The sequence below is a fragment of the Psychromonas sp. L1A2 genome (genome assembly GCF_009828855.1).
In the GTDB taxonomy this organism is placed as follows: Bacteria; Pseudomonadota; Gammaproteobacteria; order Enterobacterales; family Psychromonadaceae; genus Psychromonas.
Genome location: NZ_WUAG01000001.1, coordinates 552798 through 570370 on the forward strand (window position 1 = coordinate 552798; position 17573 = coordinate 570370).

Annotated in this window: 19 protein-coding genes; 12 read left to right on the plus strand and 7 right to left on the minus strand. The window is 35.1% G+C overall.

Translation table 11 applies throughout. The features are described from left to right. Nucleotides 1-6 precede the first annotated feature (6 nt). Genes ybeY through miaB form a run of 3 tightly spaced genes read right to left on the minus strand, consistent with a single transcriptional unit; the run spans nt 7 to nt 2987 of the window. Entirely contained in the window at nt 7-483 is a 477-nt protein-coding gene (gene ybeY, locus GQR59_RS02410; protein WP_160060551.1) for an rRNA maturation RNase YbeY, read from the minus strand. Beyond that, nucleotides 483-1517: a PhoH family protein gene (locus tag GQR59_RS02415; protein ID WP_160060552.1), complete on the minus strand. Its 1035-nt coding sequence runs from the start codon at nt 1515-1517 to the stop codon at nt 483-485. The genes ybeY and GQR59_RS02415 overlap by 1 nt, the downstream gene beginning before the upstream one ends. A gap of 48 nt (nt 1518-1565) precedes the next feature. After that, the gene (gene miaB / locus GQR59_RS02420) at nt 1566-2987 is read right to left on the minus strand and encodes a tRNA (N6-isopentenyl adenosine(37)-C2)-methylthiotransferase MiaB (protein WP_160060553.1); all 1422 of its coding nucleotides are present in this window, start codon (nt 2985-2987) and stop codon (nt 1566-1568) included. A gap of 238 nt (nt 2988-3225) precedes the next feature. Between miaB and GQR59_RS02425 the strand changes: the two genes are divergently transcribed. After that, on the plus strand, nt 3226-4386 hold the full coding sequence (locus GQR59_RS02425; RefSeq protein WP_160060554.1) for an FAD-dependent monooxygenase: 1161 nt from the start codon (nt 3226-3228) through the stop codon (nt 4384-4386). A gap of 183 nt (nt 4387-4569) precedes the next feature. Here the strand turns inward: GQR59_RS02425 and GQR59_RS02430 are convergent, their stop codons facing one another. Both GQR59_RS02430 and GQR59_RS02435 read right to left on the minus strand, forming a co-directional pair. Then, entirely contained in the window at nt 4570-6255 is a 1686-nt protein-coding gene (locus tag GQR59_RS02430) for an NAD-dependent malic enzyme (protein ID WP_201288057.1), read from the minus strand. Between the two features lie 208 nt (nt 6256-6463). Beyond that, on the minus strand, nt 6464-7372 hold the full coding sequence (locus GQR59_RS02435) for a LysR family transcriptional regulator (protein ID WP_160060556.1): 909 nt from the start codon (nt 7370-7372) through the stop codon (nt 6464-6466). A 234-nt stretch (nt 7373-7606) separates the two neighbouring features. Here GQR59_RS02435 and GQR59_RS02440 point away from each other — a divergent pair, with 234 nt between their 5' ends. Beyond that, nucleotides 7607-8293, plus strand: coding sequence for a type 1 glutamine amidotransferase domain-containing protein (locus GQR59_RS02440; RefSeq protein ID WP_160060557.1), 687 nt, complete (start codon nt 7607-7609; stop codon nt 8291-8293). Nucleotides 8294-8502: 209 nt separating this feature from the next. On the opposite strand, the gene GQR59_RS02445 is transcribed toward GQR59_RS02440, so the two are convergent. Continuing rightward, complete coding sequence (locus GQR59_RS02445; RefSeq protein ID WP_025565068.1) at nt 8503-8691, minus strand: CPXCG motif-containing cysteine-rich protein; 189 nt, start codon at nt 8689-8691, stop codon at nt 8503-8505. 218 nt (nt 8692-8909) lie between these two features. On the opposite strand from GQR59_RS02445, the gene GQR59_RS02450 reads away from it, so the two are divergent. Further along, the gene (locus GQR59_RS02450) at nt 8910-9545 is read left to right on the plus strand and encodes a LysE family translocator (protein ID WP_160060558.1); all 636 of its coding nucleotides are present in this window, start codon (nt 8910-8912) and stop codon (nt 9543-9545) included. Between the two features lie 969 nt (nt 9546-10514). Continuing rightward, nucleotides 10515-11834 (plus strand): cellulase family glycosylhydrolase, encoded by a 1320-nt coding sequence (locus GQR59_RS02455; RefSeq protein ID WP_236546628.1) that lies wholly within the window; start codon nt 10515-10517, stop codon nt 11832-11834. 164 nt (nt 11835-11998) lie between these two features. On the opposite strand, the gene GQR59_RS02460 is transcribed toward GQR59_RS02455, so the two are convergent. Beyond that, the gene (locus tag GQR59_RS02460; RefSeq protein ID WP_160060559.1) at nt 11999-12631 is read right to left on the minus strand and encodes a putative quinol monooxygenase; all 633 of its coding nucleotides are present in this window, start codon (nt 12629-12631) and stop codon (nt 11999-12001) included. A 547-nt stretch (nt 12632-13178) separates the two neighbouring features. On the opposite strand from GQR59_RS02460, the gene GQR59_RS02465 reads away from it, so the two are divergent. The 8 genes from GQR59_RS02465 (at nt 13179) to GQR59_RS02500 (ending at nt 17421) form a co-directional block, all read left to right on the plus strand. Next, nucleotides 13179-13541: a DUF1304 domain-containing protein gene (locus tag GQR59_RS02465; protein WP_160060560.1), complete on the plus strand. Its 363-nt coding sequence runs from the start codon at nt 13179-13181 to the stop codon at nt 13539-13541. A 95-nt stretch (nt 13542-13636) separates the two neighbouring features. Further along, nucleotides 13637-14110 carry a DUF3465 domain-containing protein gene (locus tag GQR59_RS02470; protein WP_160060561.1) on the plus strand — a complete coding sequence of 158 codons (474 nt, stop codon included), beginning with the start codon at nt 13637-13639 and terminating at the stop codon, nt 14108-14110. A gap of 435 nt (nt 14111-14545) precedes the next feature. Further along, a complete protein-coding gene (locus GQR59_RS02475) occupies nt 14546-14938 on the plus strand; it encodes a VOC family protein (RefSeq protein ID WP_160060562.1) in 393 nt (130 codons plus the stop codon). 30 nt (nt 14939-14968) lie between these two features. Beyond that, nucleotides 14969-15373, plus strand: a complete 405-nt coding sequence (locus GQR59_RS02480) for a GFA family protein (protein WP_025565061.1) — start codon at nt 14969-14971, stop codon at nt 15371-15373. A 333-nt stretch (nt 15374-15706) separates the two neighbouring features. Then, nucleotides 15707-16156 (plus strand): tetratricopeptide repeat protein, encoded by a 450-nt coding sequence (locus GQR59_RS02485; protein ID WP_160060563.1) that lies wholly within the window; start codon nt 15707-15709, stop codon nt 16154-16156. Between the two features lie 93 nt (nt 16157-16249). After that, nucleotides 16250-16471, plus strand: coding sequence for a hypothetical protein (locus tag GQR59_RS02490; RefSeq protein WP_025565059.1), 222 nt, complete (start codon nt 16250-16252; stop codon nt 16469-16471). Between the two features lie 2 nt (nt 16472-16473). Further along, on the plus strand, nt 16474-16977 hold the full coding sequence (gene sodN, locus GQR59_RS02495) for a superoxide dismutase, Ni (RefSeq protein WP_160060564.1): 504 nt from the start codon (nt 16474-16476) through the stop codon (nt 16975-16977). A 60-nt stretch (nt 16978-17037) separates the two neighbouring features. Beyond that, nucleotides 17038-17421, plus strand: coding sequence for a S24 family peptidase (locus GQR59_RS02500; protein WP_268892990.1), 384 nt, complete (start codon nt 17038-17040; stop codon nt 17419-17421). Nucleotides 17422-17573 lie beyond the last annotated feature (152 nt).

Below are 17573 nucleotides of genomic sequence, written 5' to 3' on the forward strand. Positions count from 1 at the left end.
TTTTATTTACTCTTTTTCGCTTAAATAAGGGTCACTATAACCTAACTCAATCATGAGTTTGGTTTCAATACTTTCCATCGCTTCTGCTTCATCTTCTTCAATATGGTCGAAACCGAGAAGATGTAGTGTGCCGTGAATTGTCATATGTGCCCAATGTGAAATCAACGGTTTTTCTTGTTCCGTTGCTTCTTTTTCAACCACTTCTTTACAGACTACCAGATCCCCTAACAAAGGCAATGTGATCCCCGGTGGATTCTGAAAAGGAAAAGATAATACGTTTGTTGATTTATCTTTTCCTCTATATTGGTGATTTAATTGCTGACTTTCTTCACTGTCTACAATACGGATGGTCAGTTCAGCTTCATCACGGATTTGCTCGCTAGCCGCAATGATAGTTGCGCTAACCCAAGCTTCAAATTGTGCGAGTTCAGGTAAGGCTTGCTGGTTTTCACTAGCAAGCTGTAAATCAACGTACAATTCCATTAAGCGTTTCTCGCTTCGCTTTCTGCTATTTCAGCTTTTCTATCAAAAGCATCATAGGCTTTAACAATACGAGCGACCACTGGATGGCGCACTACGTCGTCTGCTAAGAAAAAGTTAAAGCTGATACCGTCATCGACTTCACCTAATACTTCAATTGCATGGCGTAAACCAGACTTTTGATGGCGAGGTAAATCAATTTGTGTAATATCACCGGTAATAACGGCGGTAGAGTTAAAACCAATACGCGTTAAGAACATTTTCATTTGTTCTGTCGTCGTATTTTGGCTTTCATCTAAAATAATAAATGCATCATTTAAAGTACGTCCACGCATATAAGCAAGTGGTGCAATTTCAATAATGTTTTTCTCAATTAATTTTTCAACTTTCTCGAAACCTAACATTTCAAATAAAGCGTCATAAAGTGGACGTAAGTAAGGATCTACTTTTTGTGATAAATCACCAGGTAAGAAACCTAACTTTTCCCCTGCTTCAACAGCTGGGCGCGTCAATAGAATACGACGTACTTCTTGACGCTCTAGTGCTTCTACAGCGCAAGCAACTGCTAAATAGGTTTTACCGGTACCAGCAGGGCCAACGCCAAAGCTAATATCGTTACGTAAAATGTTGCTAACGTATTTTGTTTGGTTTTCACCACGAGGTTTAATAACACCACGTTTAGTTTTAATGGTTAAGCTTTTAAAACCAACTTCTTCAGAGGCTACACTCACTTCTAATAAGCGATGTTCACTAATTACATTTTGCAGTGCTAAATGCACATCTTCATCAGATAAACGTGCGGCTTTACCTTTTATAGATTGAGTTTCAATGTATAAATCATTGATCAATTCACTGCCTGCTTGAGCGTAACGTTCTTCACCCACTATTTGAAAGTGTGCATCTTTATAGATAACTTCAACACCTAAACGGCGTTCTATTTGTTTTATATTATCATCGAAAGAACCACATAAAACCGCTAGGCGATCTTTATCTGCAGGCTCTAAATCAAGGTGTAATGTAGTTAATTTTGTGGTCAAATTTTAACGCCTTATTTATTTTGGATAAAAAGTTATTCTAAGCAAAGCTTATGCTGGAATAAACGTTTCAACACCTAATTTTTTTGCTTTGCTTTTTACAATATCACTTGGGCGAATTGATTCACGTAGATTCATTTCTGATTCACCACGGATAAACTTACCACGAATTGAGTTGGTATGTACTTCAGTAATTTCAACATCAACAAAACCACCAATCGAACGATGGTCTCCTTCAAAGTTTACAATTCGGTTATTCTCAGTACGACCACATAATTCCATGATGTTTTTACGAGAAGGGCCTTCAACTAAAATACGTTGCACAGAGCCGACCATACGACGACCAATTAATTGAGAATGCTGATGTATTCTATCTTGTAATATTGCTAAGCGTTTTTTCTTCGTCTCTAGTGTGACATCATCTGGCATATCTGCCGCTGGCGTACCAGGACGTTGGCTATAAATGAAACTATAACTGGTATCAAAACCAATATAGTTAATCAGATCCATTGTTTGTTGGAAATCTTCATCTGTTTCATTTGGAAAACCAACAATGAAGTCAGAACTGATCGTTAAATTAGGACGAACCAATTTTAATGCTGCAATTTTTTCTTTGTATTGCGCTACATTATGGCCTCGTTTCATCATGGTTAAAATACGATCTGCACCCGCTTGTACTGGGAGGTGTAAGAAATCGACTAATTCTGGTGTGTCGCGGTAAACATCAATGATTTCATCAGTGAAATCAATTGGGTTACTGGTTGTGTAACGTAAGCGATCAATACCATCGATAGAAGCAACGTAACGTAGTAATTCAGAGAAACTACATTCTTCACCATCGTGCATATCACCAATGTATGAGTTTACGTTTTGACCTAATAGGTTGATTTCACGTACACCTTGTTCTGCAAGTTGTGCAACTTCTAATAGAATGTCATCTAATGGGCGGCTAACTTCTTCGCCACGTGTGTAAGGTACAACACAGAAAGTACAGTATTTTGAACAACCTTCCATAATAGAGACGAAAGCAGTTGCGCCTTCAGCTCTAGGTTCTGGCATAGAGTCAAATTTTTCAATTTCAGGAAAACTGACATCGACCACATTACCTTTATTGTCTTTCACGTCTTGAATCATTTTTGGTAAACGATGTAACGTTTGCGGTCCAAAAACAATATCGACATAAGGTGCACGACGTCGAATCGCTTTACCTTCCTGTGAAGCAACACAACCACCAACACCAATAATGATGCTAGGATTTTTTTCTTTTAGTTTTCTCCAACGACCAAGTTGGTGGAATACTTTTTCCTGTGCTTTTTCACGAATAGAACAGGTATTTAATAAAATTACATCTGCATCTTCTGCTTCATCAACGGAAACATATCCATTGCTGGCATTTAAAAGGTCTGCCATTTTCGATGAATCGTACTCATTCATCTGACAACCCCAAGTTTTAACGTGTAATTTCATACTCATATTCACTGCCTACCATTGTTGCTATTAGTTGAGACTAATTTGTTTGTTTCTTTAAAAGAGGTCGCATTTTACGCACATCAAAGCAATCATGCTACTTTTTGTTTGCTCGCTTTGCTTTTATTGATGGTGATCCAAATATCTTAGTTTTATGACATCAAAATATTAGGTTAATTTTCCCAACAAGGCATCTTTTACGTACAATCATTCATTCCATATAAGACAAATAGTTGAGGGTGTAATGGCAAATAGAGAAATTATCGTTGTTGGCGGGGGAATGGTAGGCGCATTGTCGGCGTTATTGCTTGCTAAACAAGGTGATACATTACACTTAGTTGAAAAGTCTTGTTTTACGATGCCATTGAGTGAAGATGACTTTGATCTCCGAGTTTCCGCGTTCAGCGCACAAAGTAAACACTTACTTGAGCAAGCTGGTGTATGGGAAGATATCCCATTAAACAGACTTTGTGCTTATCAAGGATTACATACTTGGGAGCAAGGTAGCCAAAAGCTCATGTTTTCAAGTGATGATATTGGTGCTGAACAATTAGGTTATATTGCTGAAAATCGTTGGATTCAAGCGGTATTGTGGAAACGTTTAAAACAATTAAATAATGTTCATTTTTATGAAAATTGTGAAGTAACTGATATTGAGCAAAATGAACAACAAGTAACAGTCACTTTGTCTGACCAACAAGTGATTACGGCTGAATTGCTACTGGCCTGTGATGGTGCTAACTCAGGGGTACGTAATTACTTACATATTCCGGTGACAAGTTGGGATTATCGTCAACATTGTTTACTCATTAATATTACTACTGATTGCCCACAACAAACCGTCACTTGGCAAGAGTTTAGGGAGACTGGCCCTTGTGCCTTTTTACCACTTGCGGGCAATAATGCCAGTTTAGTGTGGTACCACAGCCCACAAAAGATAAAGCATTTACAAAGTTTAACTAATCAACAGCTCAAACAAACTATATTAGCTGAATTTCCTAAATTAGATTTTGATTTTGAAGTGGATGCTAAAGGTGGTTTTCCATTAACGCGTCGCCATGCTAAACATTACTATCAAGGCCGTGTAGTGCTGCTAGGAGATGCCGCACATACCATTAATCCATTAGCAGGACAGGGCGTTAATTTAGGTTTTAAAGATGTCCAATGTCTTGTTGAACTATTAATTCAATGCAGTGACTTATCGATACCAGAAATGTTAAAGCGCTATCAATGTCAACGTCGACCTGCCAACTTATTAATGCAAACGGGTATGGATGTATTTTATAAAGTCAGTAAATCAGATTCTGATTTAATACGCGTATTACGAAAAAGTTTCTTGGGGCTTGCGCAACAATCAGGGCAAGTTAAAAATCGTGTCATGCGCTATGCAATGGGCATTAATTAACGAGCGATAAAACATCTCGTCATAGAATATCTGCTATAGAAATATAATTATCACGTATTAAAAAGCCGTGTAGTAACTTAAATTGCTCTCATTAAGTTACTACACGGCTTTTTATTGCGCTTTAAAACAGTGATTTTAAGTATCTGTTTTAGATTGTTTATAGCCTAATTTATTTCTATTTTATTAGAAAGAAGTACGACGGTAGTTTCGGTATTTAGGTAACCAGAAATTAGCCTCTAAACGGCGATGCATGTTTTCATCCGTAACCGGTAGTGCTAATTTATCTTCAATTGCTTGTTGGGCAACAGCACAAGCGATCTTTTCACTGATCTGCTTAATGACTTTTAATGGTGGTAACAATGCACCAGGTGCTTTTTCATATTCCATTGATGCATCCGCTAATGCTTGGCTTGCCACCATTAACATATTATCACTTATACCCGTTGCACGTGCTGCTAATACACCTAAGCCAATACCAGGGAAAATATAACTGTTATTACATTGAGAAACTTCAAAAGATTGACCTTCGTAAAGTGTATTTGGGAAAGGACTACCCGTTGCAATAATGGCTTTACCTTTACTCCAGTTTGTTATCTCTTGTGGTGTTGCTTCTACACGAGATGTTGGGTTTGACAGTGGTAATACGATTGGATTTTCAGTATTTTCACATAACGCTTCAATAACGCCTTGAGTGAATAATCCTTTTTGACCGCTTACACCGAACAATACGGTAATTTTAGCTTGTTTGGCAACTTGCTCTAACCCTAATTTCTGAGTCTTATCCCAACTTGCGATATCAGTTTCTTTTTGAACAAGTGGCGCTTGGAAGCTTTGTAGTTCAGTCATGTTATCTGTTAATAAACCATAACGGTCAACCATGAATACTTGTTTACGAGCTTGCTCTTCAGTCAAACCTTCGCGTTGCATTTGTCTAATAATATGTTCTGCAATACCACAACCCGCAGATCCTGCACCTAAAAAGGCAATATTTTGTTGGCTAAGTTTTTGCCCTTTATTCAAACAAGCAGCAATTAACGTACCTACCGAAACAGCAGCCGTACCTTGAATATCATCATTAAAACAACATAATTGATCACGGTATTTATTTAATAGTGGCGTTGCATTAGTTTGTGCGAAATCTTCAAATTGTAATAACACTTCAGGCCAGCGACGTTTAACAGCTTGAATAAATAAATCGACAAATTCATTGTATTCTTCACCAGTAATACGTGGATTACGCCATCCCATGTACATAGGATCATTCAGTAGTTGGCTATTGTTTGTACCTACATCTAACAAAATAGGAAGACAATGCGCGGGACTGATACCACCACAAGCCGTGTATAAAGCTAGTTTACCAATCGGAATACCCATGCCGCCGATACCTTGGTCGCCTAATCCTAAAATACGTTCGCCATCGGTCACTACGATAACTTTTACATTTTGCTTAGTGGCATTTTGTAACATGTCATCAATTTTGTCACGCTCAGGGTAAGAGATAAATAAGCCACGTTTACGACGGTATATTTTAGAAAATTTCTCACATGCCTGACCAACGGTAGGGGTATAAATTAATGGCATTACTTCTTCGATGTGTTGCTCAATCAAATGATGAAATAATGTTTCATTAGTATCTTGAATATTACGTAAATAGATATGCTTATCTAAGTCGCTAGAGAAAGATGATAATTGTTGATAAGCACGAAGTGACTGCTCCTCAATGGTTTCAATATTGTGAGGCAATAAACCCGTTAAATTAAAATTATCACGTTCTTCAGATGAGAAAGCGCTGCCTTTATTTAATAGTGGTGCTTCTAATAATGCGGGCCCAGCAAAGGGAATATATAGAGGACGTTTGTTCGGCATAATAAAATCTTCTCTGTAGATAAAGGCATCGGATAAGTTGGTTCAAAACTAATTTTTTGTTCGTCGCTATTTGAAATCTAATTAACAATTAATTTAGTAGTCATTCATTTAACAATTTAACTAATAGGGAACAGTCATTGTATTTTAAGTTTTATCTTATAAAAATACTGTTACTTATTCATTAAATAACGTTAAAGTTTTTAAATTTTTGTTAGCTTAATGTAAGTTTATTTTTTTTAAAGTAATCTTTTAAGTAATCGATTAATAATCGCAGTTTTTTAGACTCCGCAGCGCCCGGAGGAAATACCGCATAAACATCAATATCGTTTAATTGATAGTCATCTAGTAATTGCACTAAGCTACCTGTTTTTATTTTAGGGGCTGCATCATAGGTAGGAATACGTCCTAAACCGTGGCCACCTTCAACAAAAGCCGTTCTAGCTGCTGCGTTATTAGTACTAATATTACCTTTTAACTTAACGCTATAAGAACGATTACCTTTTTTAAGTTCTAATACACTAGCAGCTAATTTATAAACTACCCAATCATGACTTGCTAATTGTGCAGGTGTATTAGGGCGACCGTATTTTAATAAGTATTCAGGTGAGGCACATAAACAGGTACTTAAAGTAGATAGTTTAGTGGCTTGTAAGCTTGAATCGGCTAAAGCAGCCCCACGAATGGCAATATCAAATCCATCTTTAATAATATTCACCACTTCATCGCTGAGGTTTATTTCTAATTGTATATTTGGATAAAGTTGACGAAATGAATTTAATGCTGGGACGATGGTGTGCAATCCGACACTGACAGGACAAGCAATTTTAATTAAACCAGTAGGGTTATTCTTAAGGTTTTCGATTTGTTGGTTAGCCGCTAATGCTTGCTCAACAATCACTTTACAACGTTCGTAGTATTGGCTACCGGCTTCAGTTAATGCAATGCTACGTGTAGAACGATTAAGTAGTTTTATGCCTAACTGTGTTTCAAGCTTTTTAATATGATAGCTGACGACAGCTCGAGATAACCCAACGTGTTTAGCCGCTGCACTCAAGTTGCCTTGTTCAATAACCTGAGCAAAAACGACCATGCTTTTTAGTTGCTCAAATGACAGCTCCATTAATGCCTCTTTTAGTTTGTGTTGTCGATATGTCCATTTAAAAGGTGAATGGGCTATTTACACTAATATAAACGGTATATTAACAGTTACTTGTACTCTTGTATTGATCATTGTATCAATAGTTAGAACAATGAAATTCATAAAGTATGCATTGTTCAATTCTTAAGTGAGCCTATACTGTTTACATCAGCCATTAGTTGGCTATCAAACACTCTCAGTATTAAGGGCATTATCATGAGCAAAAAAATATTAATGGTTTTAACATCACACGATAAATTAGGCGATACAGACCATAAAACAGGTTTTTGGGTTGAAGAGTTTGCTGCACCGTATTACGTATTTAAAGATGCGGGGTTCGATATTACATTAGCATCTCCATTAGGCGGTCAACCACCGATTGATCCAACAAGTCAATTATCTGACTTTGAAACAGATGCAACGAAACGCTATGACCAAGATGAAGTTGTAAAAAAAGAATTAGCTAACACCGTTGTTCTATCATCGGTTAATGAAAGCGATTATGATTCAGTATTCTACCCTGGTGGTCACGGACCATTATGGGATCTTGCATATAACGCTGATTCAATTAAATTGATTGAAAGCTTCTTAGCTGCTAATAAACCTGTTGGCGCAGTATGTCATGCAAGCGCAGTATTATTAGATATTAAAGATGCTAGCGGTGAGTTTGTTATTAAAGGTAAAGCTGTTGCTGGCTTCACTAATAGTGAAGAAGATGCAGTACAATTAACTGATATCGTACCTTTCTTAGTGGAAGACGAGTTAATTAAGCGCGGTGCGGATTACCAAAAAGTAGATGATTTTGCTGCATTTGCAGTACAAGATGGCTTGATCATCTCAGGTCAAAATCCTGCAAGTTCTGAATTAGTAGCTGAAAAATTAGTGACACATTTAAACGCTTAATTTTTCAAGCTTCTATTTCAAAGCTTTTTTTTGAAAACTAATGAAGTATTACCTATTTAATTTAATGCTTCGTTTTTATTGAGAGCCACATGCAATAACTCTACTGAGTTGTTCATTGTGGCTTTTTTTATGTGTAAATTTTCTCTGTTCAGAAGTGTTCGCCCTTAAAGTAAATTAATGTCGATAACTATTGCTAATAATCACCGCTGCTAATAATCACTACTGACGATCACTTCAAGCTCATCTAGTTCATTCGCTACCACTGAAAAGTTAATAGGTTGGCAGCAAACTTGACAGTCCTCGATGTAATCTTGGTCAGTATCTGACGGATCAAGTAATATAGTGATTGTTTCTCCGCAATACGGACAACTTATATTCTCTTCTTGTAGAAATGCCATTTTTATCCTTTCTTTTTATTGATATGTCTTTTGTCATAATTTATCTGAAACTTTGTACGTTGTATTTAGTTTTATAATGTAATATCAGAAACAGATATAAAAACCGAATCGAATTAAATGTCTTCATTCACTTATTGAATGTAGGCATTAAAAATTTATAAGGCCTTTTTTCCTTACTGCCGTCACCTTACTAGCAATCCAAAAACAGGACGTTAACAATGGATATTTTAAATTATTTACCTGAATTGATCTCAGTGAGTGTTATTGCTATTTTCATGGCGATTAGTCCTGGTGTTGATTTCATTATGATCTCTCGTAATAGTATGTTTCACGGAAGACAAAGTGGATTATATTCGGCATTAGGTATTGGATTAGCTATTTGGATACACGTTGCTTATTCGATTGCTGGATTGGCGATTATTATTTCAAAATCAATCGTATTGTTTTCATTGATTAAATATATGGGGGCGGCGTACTTAATTTATATTGGTTATAAAACGTTTACTTCAAAAAGTAAGTTAAGTGCAGAAGGGGTGACGAGTGAAGCTAAATTATCGCGTTTTGGTGCTGTCAAATTAGGCTTTATCACTAATGCGTTAAACCCTAAAACCACATTGTTTTTCCTTAGTTTATTTACACAAGTGGTCAATCCGTCAACCCCTGTGTGGGTGCAATTGTTATATGGACTAATTATCTGCTTAGCACATGTTGTCTGGTTTAGTATTGTTTCTCTATTCTTTAGCCACCCTGCGTTGGTTAAGAAGTTTAATACACATAAACAAAAAATAGAGAAAGTGGTCGGTAGTGTATTAATTGGTTTTGGTGTAAAAGTGGCGTTAACCAGCAATAGTTAATTTTAGTGAGTTTAAGTTATAAGTCGCCTCGTGATAAACCGATCATAGCAACAATTTATAGCAACAATTCATTTTAATAAATCACCATTAATCTCGGCCTTGTTCCATGATTGGAATTGGGTCGATATAACCTTAACCGGGTTTTGTTAAGTCTGTAGATAGTTTCCCCGTTTAATCAATTTGCTCACTTAATTAGTTGTTCAAATGCGTTAATATCTTATTGTTTCACTTATCTCCACCTGTACTTAGTTGTTCTCTTTACTGAATTAACAATGAAGTAATAAGTTATTTTATAAGTAAAATAGATCAGCTAATTAGTGTCATTGGCATTATTTAAAATACTCGTAATACCAATGGAATTAAATAAGTGATCAGAGATTGCGCAGTAAAAATTAACACTAATAAGGCGTGAGTTGTAGGAGATAGTTGTTCTCACTTCAAAACTCACAACGCAGTTAGGGGTGATTTTAACCAGCAAGAATGATCTCCTTATTAATTATTTTGGTATAATAGACTCTTAGATTACATTTTATATTCCCTTTGCTCTTTATTCTTCCAATCTTTTCCTATCTTTTTTATTTATAAAACATTGTGTTAAAAATCATGATTGAACTTTATTTGATCTTTATAGACTTAAACTTTTATATGACATTGATAATCGTTATCAATTTTTGATGTGTAAGCTTTATACATTAAAAAGTTATATAGAAGCTTTGGTTGTTGTTAAGCCTTAGTTTTACTTTTCTCTCTGAATTTTAAAGGCAGCTATTCAAAGCGAAATTTACTGTTAAAAGTTTAATTTTACTTCTTAGTCCTATCATAGACTTTATTGATTAGGTGCTTTTAAATGATGAATTTTCGGTATTTATTGATGACAAATATGAGGAGGTTTTGGTCAAAAAAGATGAAAACTAACCTTATATGAGTTCACTTTAAAAATGGATAATAAATTAATTTAAAGGAAATATTATGAATTACGTTTTAAATAACCAAACAAAAGGAGTATTTAAGAAAAGTTACTTGTCTTTAGCTTTGTTAGTAGGAATGACGACGATGGCCAGCGCTGCAGTTGAACCATTAACCGTTACTGGGAACCAAGTGTTAGCAGGTGGAGAGAATACTAGCTTTGCCGGCCTTAGCTTATTTTGGAGTAATACTGGTTGGGGAGGCGAAGATTTTTATACCGCTGATATTGTTAATAATGCCAAGTCAGAGTTTGGTGCCAATATCATTCGTGCTGCTATTGGTCACGGCACTGATTACAGCGGCAGCTTGAATTATGATTGGGATGGCAATATGGAACGACTTTATACAGTTGTTGATGCTGCTATCGCGGAAGATATGTACGTTATTATTGATTTACATAGCCATAATGCGCATACAGACCAAGCAACTGCGATTGCCTTTTTTGAGGAAGTTGCTGCTAAGTATGGGAATTACGATAATGTCATTTATGAAATTTATAACGAGCCTTTAAGTGTTTCTTGGTCTAGTGATATTAAACCTTATGCAGAAACAGTGATCGATAAAATTCGCGAAATAGATCCTGATAATTTGATTGTCGTCGGGACCCCAACATGGTCTCAAGATGTAGATGTTGCTTCTGAAGATCCTATCGATCGTATCAATATCGCTTATACGTTACATTTTTATGCAGGTACTCATGGGCAATCATATCGAGATAAAGCACAAACTGCTTTAGATAATGGTATTGCTTTATTTGCAACTGAATGGGGAACGGTAAACTCTGATGGTAACGGTAGCGTCAATACATCTGAAACTAATGCTTGGATGACGTTCTTGCAAACGAATAATATCAGCCACGCTAATTGGGCACTTAATGATAAAAATGAAGGTGCATCAACCTTTACTGAAGGCGGTGATTGGGATTCTTTAACTGACTCTGGCACTAAAGTAAAAGAGATCGTTCAAGGTTGGGACAGTAGTACTCGTTCTGCAGGCAGTACAGAAACAACAGAGAATACTGACACTGCTGAGGAAACAATTGATACAACAGACAGTACAGATATAGAAAATAATACTAACACTGTAGTAGACAGTATCGACACACTTGATAGCACTGATACAGTGACTACTGCTGATGTTGATTGCTCTAGTATCAATACTTATCCTGATTGGGTTAAAAAAGACTATTCAGAAGGTTCGTACACGCATAATGAATCAGGAGATTCGATGCAATACGGTGGTAATGCCTATACTGCTAACTGGTATACAAACAGTATTCCAGGAAGTGATGCATCATGGACACTTACTGGTAGCTGTAGTTAGTCTTTATAAAGTAAGTTTATTCTTTATTACACTTACACTTAGGCTTTAAGTCGTTAAGTGGAAACTGACTTTAGGGAAGCAGATGATAGTTAAACACTCTGCTTCTCATTAGTCGACTTATCACTTGAATTTAAGAAGTGGATTTCTGGTTATTTCACATTATTTTAAATTTCAGTGACAAAACTCATATATTGCTTAATCTCACCTATTACTGCTTTTTCCATTAACTTAGCTGTTTCTATTACGTAAGGCTGACTAAAGTGAATGTCCCATAAGTCAGACTCTTTACGCCAATGTTCATATATTACTAACGTATCTTCTTGGTTTTCTACTGTATATAAATCAAAGAGTAAGTTGCCTTGTTCTTGTTGACGAGTTTGCGTTATATGCTCTTCAAACTGAGTTAATAATTCTGCTTTATAGTGTGTGTCTATTTTTAAAATACAGAACATAATAAATAATTCATCTTCAGTATTAACTGTTTTAGGATTTTTTTCGAAAAGAGGCGCTGGTGTTGTACCATTTAAGTAAAATATTTCTGGCGCTTTATTGCTGATTGTTGGCAATGCATCAAGTAATGCTTTTGTGTATTGTTGTGTTGAGTGATGGTCTATTGCACTTTGATTATCGAATCGTTCATAGGCAAAAAATATATTAGGTAAATTCTTATCTTGATATAAGCGCATTTCCAATAAACCGGCTTCATTTTTTGATCCTTGTTTATCATCTTCAAGCAGTGCTTTAAATAATGCGATATGAGTTGGTTTTATATCAAACTTAATGACTTGTACGATCATTTTAATTCCTATTTTGGGCGAGAATACTTTATTTTTATGAAGACTGTTAAAGGGAGCTGTAGTCATAAATAGCCTATAGTCATTTTTTGTTGTATTGCTCATTCAATGAATATTTATACCAATCACACTAATTAACTTATTTCTTCGTTGTAAATTTCGTAAAGGGAACAGCCATTAATGAATTAACATGTTTTAGTTAATTCACCGACAGACGATTAACGAAGTTAATCTTCGAAAGGCCTCAATTTACGCCTTAAACTAAGTCATTTTTCCTGCACAAAATTTAGAACACTTATTTAATGTAATCGGTATTATTTTGCTTTATGTTAACGAATAGAAAAAGAGTGAATAGATCCAATTAATATGGATGATATTATCCATAATCAGTTTCATTTAGAGGATGAAATTGTCTAACGTTTAACTTGAAAGTGCAGATGACTCAATTTTAAAAAGTCTTAAAATGATGGTTAATTAATAGATATAGTAAAATCATAAATAAGCTAGATTGTTATTTTTAAATTCTATTCACTTATGACAGGATATCATCATGGAAACCTTATCAATTATACTGGTCACTTTAGTCGCAGTTGAACACCTATACATTTTAATATTAGAGATGTTTTTATGGGAAAAGCCCCGTACTCAAAAAGTGTTTGGTATTAAAAAAGAAGATATTGAAGCGACTAAAGTGATGGCAGCCAACCAAGGCCTTTATAACGGTTTTTTATCTGCAGGTTTATTATGGGGATTACTACACCCTGATTCACTCATAGGCAGTCAAATTCAAATCTTCTTTGTCTTATGCGTTATTGTTGCTGCCTTATACGGTGCGTTTACCGTTAAAAAATCTATTCTTTTAGTGCAGGGCTTACCTGCCTTATTAGCTTGCACTGCGTTAATGTTAGTTTAATTTCTCGCTGGTGGATTAAGCATAAAATGTTTTTAATGAACCGTTTTTAATGAACTGCTTTTAATGATTTTTTTTAAAAAGAATGAGAGTTTAAAATGAAAAAGATATTAGTTTTTACTGTTATTGGAATCATTATTGGAATTGTATTTTATCAATGGTCATTTAATCACAGTAATGTGTCCGTTTTTGTTAAAAATTCAAATGTGGTCACTGAGAATAATGTTACTACTAATTCAGTTAGCGAAAGTGCAGAAAGTGCTTATCAAGATAGACGTAGTGATGTTCAAGTCAATGGAACAGGCACTGTTACTAAGTTATTAAAGGATGATAATAAAGGTTCTCGCCATCAAAAGTTTATTTTACGTCTAGGCTCTGGGCAAACCATTTTAATTGCACATAATATTGATTTAGCACCTCGTCTCAATTCAATATCACAGGGTGACCGAGTTGAGTTTTATGGTGAGTATGAATGGAATAAGCGAGGGGGTGTGGTTCATTGGACACACAAGGATCCTAATGGCTATCATATTGGGGGGTGGTTAAAGCATCAAGGTCGAACTTATCAATAATGTAAAGTCATAAAGATAAGGGCTAGAAATAACAATGTCGATTTATGTTGTTTTCTTCTATTATTAATAGCAAAAGAATTAATAAGGTGATCATTCTTGCTGGTTAAAATCCCCCCTAACTGCGTTGTGAGTTTTGAAGTGAGAACAACTATCTCCTACAACTCACGCCTTATTAGTGTTAATTTTTCCTGTACGATCTCTGATCACTTATTTAATTCCATTCCTAAATTCGCATAATAAGTGCAATTTCTATTGCTGACTTTTATTATTCAGTTTTATTATTCAGTTTTATTATTCAGTTTTATTATTCAGTTTTATTATTCAGTTTTATTACTCAACTTTATTATTCAACCTTAATATCAAATTCTATTGTTTTTTGGTAATGGAAGCTTTTAATTCACTTCTTTTAGCGTAATTTAACCAGTAAGGACTTAAGTGGATACTCAACGTTATGGTATTATTTTAAATGTTGAAAACTATAATGAGTGTGTCGCTTTCTATCGCGATGTTCTAGATCTCAGGATTATGTTTTCCAAAATTGAAGGTGACTTTAAACTCACTTGTGTAGAATTTGGCGCTGGATATTTAATGATAGAAACAGAGGGCTTTGCAGAGCCAAATGGGAAGTCAATAAAGTCTTGCCCATCTAAATTGCGTTTTAATGTGGCGGATATTAATGCCGCAATGAAAAGAATGAAGCGTTTTGGAATACCTACTGAATTGATAGAAAGTGAGTGGGGTTCAACAATTAATATTTACGATCCAGATGGTAACCGTATAGGTATTAGAGATGAAGCTAGTTTCAACCGTCAAATTAACGTTCAATAAATATTAAATATAAAACTTAAGGTTACTAATATGTCTACAATCTCAGGTAGTTGTTTATGTGGAAAAGTGTCATTTGAAAGTGAAGATGACTTTAAAAAATTTCACCTTTGTCATTGTATTCAATGTCAAAAAGCAACGGGATCAGCTCATGCGTCTAACTTATTTACAACACCAAATAATATTACATGGTTAAGTGGTTTAGACTCAGTAAAACGCTTTGATGTACCTGGTCGTGCAATCTCTAGTGCTTTTTGTAATAACTGTGGTAGTAATGTGCCATATATCTCGCGTACTGGGAAAGCGTTGGTTGTCCCTGCGGGGAGTTTAAATGGATCTCCTAATATAGAACCAGATAGTCATATTTTCTGTTCAGAGAAAGCAACTTGGTATGACAAAGCAATTAACGCCAAAACATTCGATAAATTTCCTAAATAAACCATCTTCAAATTTAAATAGAAAGAATTTCATGATAGAGGTTCTTTTTAATAGCACGGTTCAATTCAAAGCGCATCTTCTAATCGATAGTTTAATGTTCATAAAATAATGGCTAATCTTACTGCTCTTTTCATATCTTTTTTTAATTATCAATCCACCATTACTCCACTTTCATTTATCTCTTTAAATTTAAAGCAACCGACAAACATTCAAATAATTACTCAACCAGTCGCGCATTTAATGATAATAATTATCAAATAGAGTGGATTTATCTTTTCAATTAAATGATAATGATTCCTATTACTTTGGTGTTTGGTTAAAATAGGGAAAATCATGCTGAATCACAATTGGGAATGCTTAACGAAAGAAGCGATTGCTGCTTATTCAAACCATGCTTTTGACGATGCCGTTAATTTAAATAAACAAGCATTATCACTATTAGAGATTTCATTTGACGATGATTTTAATCGTGATGTTGAATCAACTATTACAGCTGCCACTGTTAGCTTTTTAAATCTTGCTGAATCTTATACGGTATTAGGGGAGTTTGTATTAGCAAATGCCCAGTATGAAAATGCAATTAACTTTCTTCAAGTTGCGATGACGCGATCAGATGTAAGCGACCAACAATACAGTATTATTATACGTACTCTCACTCGCATTCGTTGCGAGTGGCAACTGTTTAGCCAAAGTCATTTCTCAGAATTACCTTCGCAAAGTCACCCCTTAATGGAAACATTTTCAAATGTTGTTTCTGCTCCTAAAAAAGTAATTCATCATTAATGGCCTATCTATTTAAAAGTTTTGTAAAAATATAAATGATTTTTATCACTGCCTTCAAAGAAGGTGTTTTACGTTAAAACCAAGGAAGAAAATATGAAAAAAATATTTAATCATTCAATTATCTTAAGCTTAATGTTGGCTTTCAGCCAAGTGGCTCAAGCACACCCAGGTCATGACCATGCACATTGGGCAAGTAATTCTATCCATCTCCTTACTGTTGCCGCTATTGCTTCAGTGATTGTCGCTGGACTCGTTTATAAACAAGTTATTCGTCGTCGTAAAAATGTTTCTACTATTTCTACTAAAGGGGAATAACCATGTTACATAACCTGATTAAAAACCTCGATAAAATGCTTAACTTTAAAACAGCACAAGCACATTGTGATATTCCATGTAAAATTTATGATCCATCAACAGCGCAGCTTGCTGCCTTAAGTTGTGTTCGTTTAATGGACTTAATAAAAGAAGTTGAAGATAAAGGCATATTGAATGTCGCAGACTATGCGCAGGTTGCTCGTTTAGTGAATGAGAAAGAATCTGCTAGTACAGAAGTAAAAGAAGCGATTCGTATTATTTGGGGCGACTACTTTAAAACACCACAATTTGAACAGTTACCTAATGCACATCAGCTTACTCATAGCATTATGTTACAAGCATCAAAATGTAAGCAAAGCATTGATAGAGAAGAAGGTGAGAAGCTAGTCAGTTTAGTCAATGAATTTGCAGCTGCTTTTTGGTTAACTAAAGGTGTAGCAACTTATAGCGCTGCTTGTCCTTACCCTCCAATGTTGGAAACTGTTTACCCTGACTTAAAAGGTTAAATTAAGAGGGGTTTAACCGTATTAAGGACTGTAAGTCTTTTTACTTTATCTAGGCTCCTTATTACTTATGTAATGCAATTGGGATTATTTAAGTTCACTGGAGTTGTTATGTTTAGCATGATTAAAGTACAAGGAACAAGTATGGTTCCTCGTTTACAACATGGAGATTTTGTTTTTATTAGTCATTGGCAGCGCTCCTTAAAAGTGGGCGATCTCGTTGTTGTTGATCATGCTTTATATCGATTCATTATTAAGAGAGTTCTCGAGATTGATTGTAATGGATTACTTTGGATTGGTGGCGAAAATGAAAGTAGCTTAAAACCAGAGGAGTTGGGATGGATCACACCCAATAAATTAGTAGGTAAAGTCCTTTTTTGTATTTGTGCGAATAAAAAATTTAGGCCTTTATTGAGAGAGGATAAAACCGATACTAAACCTCGTTAATATTAGACCATTGTAAATGGTTCTTTTAACCATCACTTTTAACTGCTGCTATTTGCTATTTGCTATTTTTTATTATCGATTAATTTTAATTATATATTTTCCTATCATGATATTTTTATCTACAAGTAAACTTTTTTTAATAAAAACACTCT

Bases quoted from the DNA above. Each gene is read 5' to 3' on its own strand.
- ybeY (WP_160060551.1), bottom strand. From the start codon at position 483: ATGGAATTGTACGTTGATTTACAGCTTGCTAGTGAAAACCAGCAAGCC.
- miaB (WP_160060553.1), bottom strand. From the start codon at position 2,987: ATGAGTATGAAATTACACGTTAAAACTTGGGGTTGTCAGATGAATGAG.
- GQR59_RS02425 (WP_160060554.1), top strand. From the start codon at position 3,226: ATGGCAAATAGAGAAATTATCGTTGTTGGCGGGGGAATGGTAGGCGCA.
- GQR59_RS02435 (WP_160060556.1), bottom strand. From the start codon at position 7,372: ATGGAGCTGTCATTTGAGCAACTAAAAAGCATGGTCGTTTTTGCTCAG.
- GQR59_RS02440 (WP_160060557.1), top strand. From the start codon at position 7,607: ATGAGCAAAAAAATATTAATGGTTTTAACATCACACGATAAATTAGGC.
- GQR59_RS02445 (WP_025565068.1), bottom strand. From the start codon at position 8,691: ATGGCATTTCTACAAGAAGAGAATATAAGTTGTCCGTATTGCGGAGAA.
- GQR59_RS02450 (WP_160060558.1), top strand. From the start codon at position 8,910: ATGGATATTTTAAATTATTTACCTGAATTGATCTCAGTGAGTGTTATT.
- GQR59_RS02455 (WP_236546628.1), top strand. From the start codon at position 10,515: ATGAATTACGTTTTAAATAACCAAACAAAAGGAGTATTTAAGAAAAGT.
- GQR59_RS02460 (WP_160060559.1), bottom strand. From the start codon at position 12,631: ATGATCGTACAAGTCATTAAGTTTGATATAAAACCAACTCATATCGCA.
- GQR59_RS02465 (WP_160060560.1), top strand. From the start codon at position 13,179: ATGGAAACCTTATCAATTATACTGGTCACTTTAGTCGCAGTTGAACAC.
- GQR59_RS02470 (WP_160060561.1), top strand. From the start codon at position 13,637: ATGAAAAAGATATTAGTTTTTACTGTTATTGGAATCATTATTGGAATT.
- GQR59_RS02480 (WP_025565061.1), top strand. From the start codon at position 14,969: ATGTCTACAATCTCAGGTAGTTGTTTATGTGGAAAAGTGTCATTTGAA.
- GQR59_RS02485 (WP_160060563.1), top strand. From the start codon at position 15,707: ATGCTGAATCACAATTGGGAATGCTTAACGAAAGAAGCGATTGCTGCT.
- GQR59_RS02490 (WP_025565059.1), top strand. From the start codon at position 16,250: ATGAAAAAAATATTTAATCATTCAATTATCTTAAGCTTAATGTTGGCT.
- sodN (WP_160060564.1), top strand. From the start codon at position 16,474: ATGTTACATAACCTGATTAAAAACCTCGATAAAATGCTTAACTTTAAA.